This window comes from Sphingomonas bacterium (assembly GCF_903643065.1).
GTDB lineage: Bacteria > Pseudomonadota > Alphaproteobacteria > Sphingomonadales > Sphingomonadaceae > Sphingomonas.
In genome coordinates this window covers 1-7,254 of the sequence record NZ_CAHJWX010000083.1, presented here as the reverse complement: position 1 = coordinate 7,254, position 7,254 = coordinate 1, and the positions used below count along the sequence as shown (strand labels likewise).

Genomic DNA, 7,254 nt, shown 5'->3' with positions numbered 1-7,254 from the left:
CCCGGCTGGCAGCGCGCGGCGGGGACGCTCGACGCCAAGCAGCCCGGCGGCGCCTGGACCGCGCGCACCTTTACCCGCGAGCCCGCCCGGGTGGTCGAAAGCCGCGCACCGTCGATCAGCCTCGGCAACAAGGGTCGCACCGACCTCAGCGTCGGCCAGCGCGTCTTCCACCAGAAGTTCGGCCACGGCGCCATCGCCGAGATCGAGGGCAATAAGCTGGAGATCGACTTCGACCAGGCGGGGCGGAAACGGGTGATGGACAGTTTCGTGGTGGCGGGGTGAGGCTGCTCGGCCGGCCAGTGAACCGGCTCTGTGACCGAGCGCCGCTAAGCCGCCACCCGCTCCACCTCGATTGTTCCTTCCCGCGCGCGCGCCAGATCATGCGCCATCTGCATCCGCAGCAGCGTGTCGGCGCTGAGCCCGAACGCCTTCTCGAACCGCAGCGCCATCTCCGCCGACAGCCCGGCGCGGCCACCGAGCAGATTGCTCATCGCCTGCCGGGTGACATGCAGCTTCGCCGCCGCGTCGGTGACGGACAGCCCATATGGCTCGACGATCTCGGATCGAAGCCAAGGTCCGGGGTGGACGGCGAAGCTGGAGTGAAGCTTGATCGGCATCAGTGATAATCCTCCAGATCAAGATCGATGATCACGTTCCGCTCGTCGATCTCGAACGTCATGCGCCAGTTCCGCGTCATTACCAGCGACCAGCGCCCGGCCAAGTCGCCCGTCAGCAGATGGGCGCCAAAGTTCGGCGGCACCAGCAACTCGTCGGCCACGTCGATCGCGGTCAGGTACGCGAGCATTTTCCTTAGGCGTTCGACCAAGTCGCCCGGCAACCCTTTCGTCCTGCCAGTCTCCGCAAATGACCGAAGCGCTTTGTGACGAATGCTGCCGATCTCCACGACGACAATGTAGCGAACATCGCGACACTGTCAATCGTCAATTGACGCGTGACAGCATGTCACGATGATGGCCGAGCGGAGGCGAAGGCCCCACCCGCCCACAATGCCCACCACGCGATCGGCGCCTGCAGGAACAGCCGGGGCGCATGGTACCACCAGCCCAGCCCCGTCCCCGTTCCCAGGTCATGCACCGCGTGCTGCACGTTGGCGGGGAACACGCACACCGCATAGGCCGCGAGCGCCCAGCCCGCCGCCCGGCGGAACCGCATGGTGAGCAGACCCGCCGCGCCCGCCAGCTCGGCCACCCCAGTCGCTGCCACCGCCGCCGCCGGATACGGCACCCAGGCCGGCACGATCCGCAGGAACGCCGGCGCCGCCACCAAGTGCAGCACGCCCGCCGCCGCATAGACCAGCGCCAGCGTCCACCGCCCCCACCTCCGCCCGCGACTCTCGCCCCCGTCGATCATTTCGCTGTACTACACTGTTTCGACTCGCGAAGGGGACCGCATGACCGACGATCCGCTCGCCTTCACCCCCGTCCTCGTCCGCCCGCGCCGCGATGGCTGGACGCCCGAGCGGCAGCACCGTTTCATCCAGCTGCTCGCCGCGACCGGCGTGGTCGCGGCCGCCGCCCGCGCGGTCGGCCGCAGCGGCACCTCCGCCTATCGCCTGCGCGAGCGAGCGGGCGCGGAGAGCTTCGCGCGCGCCTGGGACATCGCGCAGGCGATGGCGGGCGACCGCGTCTACGAGGCCGCGATGGACCGCGCGATCAACGGCGTCGCCGTACCGCGCTTCTACAAGGGCCAGCAGGTCGCGATCGTGCACCGCCCCGATTATCGCATGGCGCTCAAGGTGCTCGCCCGTCATCTCGCCGCCCCCATGCCGGCCATCGGCTTCCACGAGGCGCTCGCCATGCTCACCGACATCCCTGAATGAACGCGACTTGCGGCAACTTAGGCAACTTCCACCACCCCAGTGGCGCCGAATGGTCGTTCAGGAACGATACGCCTTCGCGGCCGTATGTGCGGCTCTCCGGCCCGGGCCGGACCAGTTGCTCAGGAGAAGCCCATGTTCACCCGCTTGCTCACCGCCGCCGCCGCGATCGCGACGCTGGCGACCGCCGCCGCCCCGGCGCTCGCCCAGTCGTCCGCCGACGACGCGCGCTTTCGCGCCGCGCAGGAGCGGTTCGACCGCGAATATCAGATCTTCCGTCAGGAGACCGATCGCTATCAGTCATCGCGCGGTCGCGGGGGCTACAATAACGCCCCGCCGCAGGGCGCCTATCGCAACGGCGGCTATGAGGACGATCGCTACGATCCGAACTACGATCCGTCGCGCTATTACCGCCGGGGCGGCTCGACGACGACGCTGGCCGAGAACGACCGCGTCTATGCCGGCCAGGACGGCCGGTATTACTGCAAGCGCTCGGACGGCACGACCGGCCTGATCATCGGTGCCGCCGGCGGCGGCGTGCTCGGCAACGTCATCGACGGCGGCCATTCGCGCACCGTCGGCACGCTGCTCGGCGCGGCGCTCGGCGGCCTCGCCGGTCGCGCGGTGGACCAGAACAACGCGCAGGTCCGCTGCCAATAGGAGATGGGCGGGCGGATCGACGACGATCCGCCCGCATTTGCCTTGTTCTGAGTTCGGTGGGGGTGGTCGCGCGCCACTTGGTCTTCGTGTGCACCTCGCTGCATCGGCGAGAGACGTGCGGCGACTATTCCGGTCAGGCCTGCACCACCATGACGGTCTCGCCCGCATAGCGCTCGGCCGCCGGATCGAACAGCGCGCTGGCGTCGAAGCGACGCGGCGTCAGCCGCACGGCGTTGAGGCCCGCCAGCTTGAACGTCCCGATCTTCACCTCGCGTGGCGCCTTCCCGTCGCGTTCCAGCGTCACCGCGTCGACGTGAAGATCACCGTGCCGGGTATAGAGGATGTGCGGCGCCAACGTCACCGCGACATTGTTATAGGTCGCGGCCACCGCGTGACGCTTGACGATCGCCTCCAGGAACAGGGGCGTGGCGGGGTCGGGGGTGGAGGCCATGCGCCTCTCCTGGCACGTTGCTGCGCCGCGAAAAACCCCTGGGCCGTCCGCCGGTTCCTAACGATGGAACAGGAAGTAGAGGATCAGGATCACCGGGAGCGGCACGCCCAGCGCCCACAGGATACAGCCACGACCAAGATTCATCGCCCGTCCTCTTTTCGGTAATCTCCATCATGGAACGCGGGCGCGTGCAACGCGGTTCCTGCGTCCATGAGCGAGACCGCGGAGAAGACCGACCCCGCCCTGTGGGAGAAGGTCAAGGGCGAGATCACCGCCGGCGACAAGGGCGGCGAGAAGGGCGAATGGTCGGCGCGCAAGGCGCAGTTGGCCGTCGCCGAATATAAAAAGCGTGGCGGCGGCTATGCGGGCGGCAAGGACCCGCATAATCACTTGGCCGAGTGGACGAAGAAGGATTGGGGCACCAAGTCGGGCAAGAAGAGCGGCGACACGCACGAACGCTACCTGCCCAAGCAGGCGCGCGAGGCGCTCTCCGACGAGGAATACCGGCGCACCACCGCCAAGAAGCGCGCCGACACCAAAAAGGGCCATCAACACTCCACCCAACCCGCCGATGTCGCCGCCAAGACCGCGCCCTTTCGCAAGCACGACGGCCCTCACACCAAGGCCGAACTGTACGAGGAGGCCAAGAAGCGGGACATCCCCGGCCGATCCAAGATGAACAAGGCGGCGCTGGAGAAGGCGCTGGGCTAGCTCGACTTTCAGGCAGAAGGTCCCCCGGTCAAGCCCGGGGTGACGAGGTCATTGACCGGTCGCCGGGCCGCCCGCCGCCGGCCCGATCAGCTTCTGCGCGAAATATACCATCTGCATCGCCTGCAACCGCGCGCCCTGCTCGATATCCGCGTCACCGGAATGGCCGCCCGCCGTGTCCTCGTAAAACAGGTACGGCAGCCCATATTCTTTCATCCGGGCGGCGAACTTGCGCGCGTGCTGCGGCCCGACCCGATCGTCCTTGGTCGTGGTCCAGATATACGGCTCGGGATAGGCCACCCCGCGCTTGAGGTTCTGGTAGGGCGAGATGGTCTGGAGGAACGCGCGCTCCGCCGGGATGTCGGCCGAGCCATATTCGTCCACCCACGACGCGCCCGCCGCGATGTGCTCGTAGCGAATCATGTCGAGCAAGGGCACCTGGATGGTGACCGCGCGCCACAGATCGGGATGCTGGTTGAACTCGACGCCCATCAGCAGCCCGCCGTTCGAACCGCCATAGATGCCGAGCTTGGCGGGGCTGGTCAGCTTGCGGCCGAACAGGTCGCGCGCGACGCTGGCGAAGTCGTCATAGATCACCTGCCGCTTGGTCTTGCGCCCCGCGTCGTGCCACGCCGGTCCGAACTCGCCGCCGCCCCGGATATTGGCGAGCACGAAGGCACCGCCGCGCTCCAGCCACAGCTTGCCGGTCGAGCCCGAATAGGTCGGCGTGATCGGCAATTCGAAGCCGCCATAGGCGGTCATGATCGTCGGGGTCGAGCCGTCCAGCGGCACGTCGCGCCGGTGGACGACGAAATAGGGCACCTTGGTCCCGTCGGTGGAGGTCGCCTGGAATTGTTCGGTGACCAGCCCGGTCGCGTCGAACTTGGCCGGCAGCTGCTTGACGGGCTTGAGCGCCGCCGTGCCCGCATCGAGCGCGAACAGCGTGGTCGGCTGAAGGAAGCCGGTGACCGCCAGATAGGCGAGATCGCCGCGATCGTCGGACGAGACGACGTTGATCGACGCATTGTCCGCCATCGCCAGCGGCCGGGACGTCCAGCCACCGCTGCCGTGCGTGTAGATGAACGGCCGCCCGCGCACCTCGTCCGACACGACGAGCAGCAGCTTGTCGCGCGTCAGCCCGACATCGGCGAGGCTCTGGCGCGGCCCCGGCGCGAAGATCACCGTCGGCTTGAGCACGCCGCGCTCCACCTCGGCGAGCGGCGCCGACGCGATCGCGCCGGCGGGGACCTGCCCCCAGGGATCGCTGGTCTGAAAGATCATCAGCCCGTCGATCAGGCCGACCGGCGTCGTCCGCGCGGGCAGATCGAGCTTCACCGGTCCCTTGGCAGTCAGCAACAGCGTCTCTTTTCCGAAGAAGGTGACGCCGCGCGTGATGATCACCGCGCGGTGGCCCTGTCCATCGGTCAGCACGCCCGCGCCCGTCGAGACCTGGTCGGAGGGAGCACCCCGGAACAGCTCGGTCGCGGCTGACAGCGGCGCGCCGCGCTTCAGCGTCTTGAGCACGAACGGATAGCCCGACTGGGTCAGCGTCCCCGCCCCCCAATCGCGCGACACCAGCAGCGTGTCCGCGTCGATCCAGGTCGCGTCCTGCTTCGACCGGGGCAGGGTGAAGCCGTTCGGGACGAACTGGCCGGCCTGGAGATCGAACTCGCGATAGGTCACCGCGTCCTCGCCGCCCTCCGACAGCGCGACCAGGCACAGCCGCTCCTCGGGCTGAAGGCAGGTCACCCCCTTCCATACCCACTGCTTGCCTTCGGCCTTGCCCAGCGCGTCGAGGTCGAGCGCCACCGTCCAGTTCGGCTGCGCCTTCGCGTAATCGGCTTCGCTCGTCCAGCGCCACAGCCCGTGCGGATGCTCGGCGTCACGCCAGAAATTATAGACGCGGCCATAGAGCTGGTCCGGGCTGGGGATGCGGTCGGTCGCCGCCGCGATCGCCAGCGCCTCCTGATAGAAGGTCCGGTAGCGCGGGTCGCCCTGCAGCCGCGCCAGCGTCGGCTTGTTCTCCGCCTCCACCCAGGCGAGCGGCCTGGCGCCGTCCTTGTCCTCCAGCCAGAGATACGGATCGTCGGCGCTGGCGGTGGCGTGAGGCATCGGCTTCACCTGGGCGAGCGCGGGCGACGCGGCAAGGAGGGCGGTGGTGATCAGGAGCGAAAGCCGCATCGAAACCTCTCAACGTCACCCCCGGCCTTGTGCCGGGGTCCAGGGCGGCGCAAGGCCGACCGATGTTCTTGTGCGCGGACCCGGGGGCCGGAACAAGCCCGGCGCGCCCAACAAGGTGATTTCGTATCTCGACCCGTGCCGATCGCTGACGTGACCGAGCCGGCCGCCGCCCATCCCGGCCTGCCGACGCCGCGCCGCTGGTTCGCGATCGCGGCGATGTCGTTCGGCTCGGCGCTGGTCATCATCGACGGCGGCGTCGCCAACGCCGCCTTGCCGACCATCGCGCGCGACCTGCGGGTCGACCGGTCGGCGATCGTGTCGATCGTCACCGTCTATCAGGTGACGCTGGTCATGCTGATGCTGCCCTTCGCGGGGCTGGGTGAGCGGATCGGGCTGAAGCGCACCTATCAGGGCGGGCAGGCGGTGTTCACGATCGCGACGCTGCTCTGTTTCTTCGCCAAGAGCCTGCCGTTCCTGCTGATCGTGCGCGCGGTGCAGGCGGCGGGCGCGGCGGGGGTGCTCGCGGTCGCCTCGGCACTGATCCGCCAGATCTATCCGTCCACCCAGCTCGGGCGCGGGCTGGCGATCAACTCGGTCGTCGTCACCTCATCCGCCGCCGCCGCGCCGACGCTGGGCGGGCTGGTACTCGCCGTGGCGCCCTGGCCCTGGGTGTTCGCCAGCGCCATTCCGTTCGCGATCCTGTCGCTCGCCTTCGGCCGCGCGGTGCCCCAGCCGACCCCACGCCACGCGCATTTCGACCTGGCGGGCGCGATCCAGTGCGCCGCGATGTTCGGGCTGGTGATCGGCGGGCTGGAGGCGTTCGTGCACGGCGACAGCCCCGTCGTCTCCGGCGCGATCGTCGTCGCGGGGCTGTTGGTCGGCTGGTATTTCGTCCGCCGCGAGCTCCGGGCGGAGGCACCGATCCTGCCCGTCGACCTGCTCGCGCGACCGGTGATCGGCCTGTCGGCATTCGGCGGGTTCGTCGCCTTCACCGCGTCGATGACGCTGCTGATCTCGACGCCGTTCCGGTTGCAGGCGCTGGGCTTCTCGGCGGCGGCGATCGGGGCGTGCATCGCGCCCTGGCCGCTCACCAACATGATCGTGGCACCGCTCGCCGGCTATCTGTCCGATCGCATCCCGGCGGGGCTGCTGGGCGGGATCGGCATGAGCATCTCGATCGTCGCGTTGGTCCTGCTCGGCACCATGCCCGCGCATCCGGGCTATTGGGACATCGCCTGGCGGATGGCGCTGTGCGGCTCGGGGTTCGGGACGTACCTGCCGCCCAACGCGCGGCTGCTGATCGGCTCGGCGCCGCGGGAGCGAGCGGCGGCGGCGGGCGGGCTCGTCTCCACGGTGCGTCTCACTGGCCAGACCGCGGGCGCGACGCTGGTCGCCGCGTTGCTGGCGTTCGGCGTCG

Annotated in this window: 9 protein-coding genes and 1 pseudogene; 5 read left to right on the top strand and 5 right to left on the bottom strand. The window is 68.9% G+C overall.

All coding sequences use genetic code 11. The annotated features are described in order from the left end of the window. Positions 1 to 282, top strand: a pseudogene (locus tag HUU95_RS04525) (DNA helicase II); the annotation flags it as partial. 44 nt (positions 283 to 326) lie between these two features. Here the strand turns inward: HUU95_RS04525 and HUU95_RS04520 are convergent. Genes HUU95_RS04520 through HUU95_RS04510 form a run of 3 tightly spaced genes read right to left on the bottom strand, consistent with a single transcriptional unit; the run spans position 327 to position 1,371 of the window. Further along, a complete protein-coding gene (locus tag HUU95_RS04520) occupies positions 327 to 617 on the bottom strand; it encodes a HigA family addiction module antitoxin (RefSeq protein WP_174279015.1) in 291 nt (96 codons plus the stop codon). Further along, entirely contained in the window at positions 617 to 904 is a 288-nt protein-coding gene (locus HUU95_RS04515; RefSeq protein ID WP_174279014.1) for a type II toxin-antitoxin system RelE/ParE family toxin, read from the bottom strand. Before HUU95_RS04515 ends, HUU95_RS04520 begins: the two co-directional genes overlap by 1 nt. 59 nt (positions 905 to 963) lie before the next feature. Continuing rightward, complete coding sequence (locus tag HUU95_RS04510; protein WP_174279013.1) at positions 964 to 1,371, bottom strand: DoxX family protein; 408 nt, start codon at positions 1,369 to 1,371, stop codon at positions 964 to 966. 40 nt (positions 1,372 to 1,411) lie between these two features. Here HUU95_RS04510 and HUU95_RS04505 point away from each other — a divergent pair, with 40 nt between their 5' ends. Together HUU95_RS04505 and HUU95_RS04500 are read left to right on the top strand one after the other, a co-directional pair. Continuing rightward, on the top strand, positions 1,412 to 1,840 hold the full coding sequence (locus HUU95_RS04505; protein ID WP_174279012.1) for a hypothetical protein: 429 nt from the start codon (positions 1,412 to 1,414) through the stop codon (positions 1,838 to 1,840). A gap of 132 nt (positions 1,841 to 1,972) precedes the next feature. After that, positions 1,973 to 2,497: a glycine zipper 2TM domain-containing protein gene (locus HUU95_RS04500; protein ID WP_174279011.1), complete on the top strand. Its 525-nt coding sequence runs from the start codon at positions 1,973 to 1,975 to the stop codon at positions 2,495 to 2,497. 133 nt (positions 2,498 to 2,630) lie between these two features. Here the strand turns inward: HUU95_RS04500 and HUU95_RS04495 are convergent, their stop codons facing one another. After that, positions 2,631 to 2,948 carry a hypothetical protein gene (locus tag HUU95_RS04495; RefSeq protein ID WP_174279010.1) on the bottom strand — a complete coding sequence of 106 codons (318 nt, stop codon included), beginning with the start codon at positions 2,946 to 2,948 and terminating at the stop codon, positions 2,631 to 2,633. A gap of 210 nt (positions 2,949 to 3,158) precedes the next feature. On the opposite strand from HUU95_RS04495, the gene HUU95_RS04490 reads away from it, so the two are divergent. Beyond that, a complete protein-coding gene (locus HUU95_RS04490) occupies positions 3,159 to 3,659 on the top strand; it encodes a hypothetical protein (RefSeq protein ID WP_174279009.1) in 501 nt (166 codons plus the stop codon). A 48-nt stretch (positions 3,660 to 3,707) separates the two neighbouring features. On the opposite strand, the gene HUU95_RS04485 is transcribed toward HUU95_RS04490, so the two are convergent. Beyond that, entirely contained in the window at positions 3,708 to 5,837 is a 2,130-nt protein-coding gene (locus HUU95_RS04485) for a prolyl oligopeptidase family serine peptidase (protein WP_174279008.1), read from the bottom strand. A 216-nt stretch (positions 5,838 to 6,053) separates the two neighbouring features. Between HUU95_RS04485 and HUU95_RS04480 the strand changes: the two genes are divergently transcribed. After that, the coding region (locus HUU95_RS04480; protein ID WP_174279016.1) for an MFS transporter at positions 6,054 to 7,254 on the top strand (1,201 nt) is incomplete at its 3' end.

Bases quoted from the DNA above. Each gene is read 5' to 3' on its own strand.
- HUU95_RS04520 (WP_174279015.1), bottom strand. From the start codon at position 617: ATGCCGATCAAGCTTCACTCCAGCTTCGCCGTCCACCCCGGACCTTGG.
- HUU95_RS04510 (WP_174279013.1), bottom strand. From the start codon at position 1,371: ATGATCGACGGGGGCGAGAGTCGCGGGCGGAGGTGGGGGCGGTGGACG.
- HUU95_RS04505 (WP_174279012.1), top strand. From the start codon at position 1,412: ATGACCGACGATCCGCTCGCCTTCACCCCCGTCCTCGTCCGCCCGCGC.
- HUU95_RS04500 (WP_174279011.1), top strand. From the start codon at position 1,973: ATGTTCACCCGCTTGCTCACCGCCGCCGCCGCGATCGCGACGCTGGCG.
- HUU95_RS04495 (WP_174279010.1), bottom strand. From the start codon at position 2,948: ATGGCCTCCACCCCCGACCCCGCCACGCCCCTGTTCCTGGAGGCGATC.
- HUU95_RS04490 (WP_174279009.1), top strand. From the start codon at position 3,159: ATGAGCGAGACCGCGGAGAAGACCGACCCCGCCCTGTGGGAGAAGGTC.
- HUU95_RS04485 (WP_174279008.1), bottom strand. From the start codon at position 5,837: ATGCGGCTTTCGCTCCTGATCACCACCGCCCTCCTTGCCGCGTCGCCC.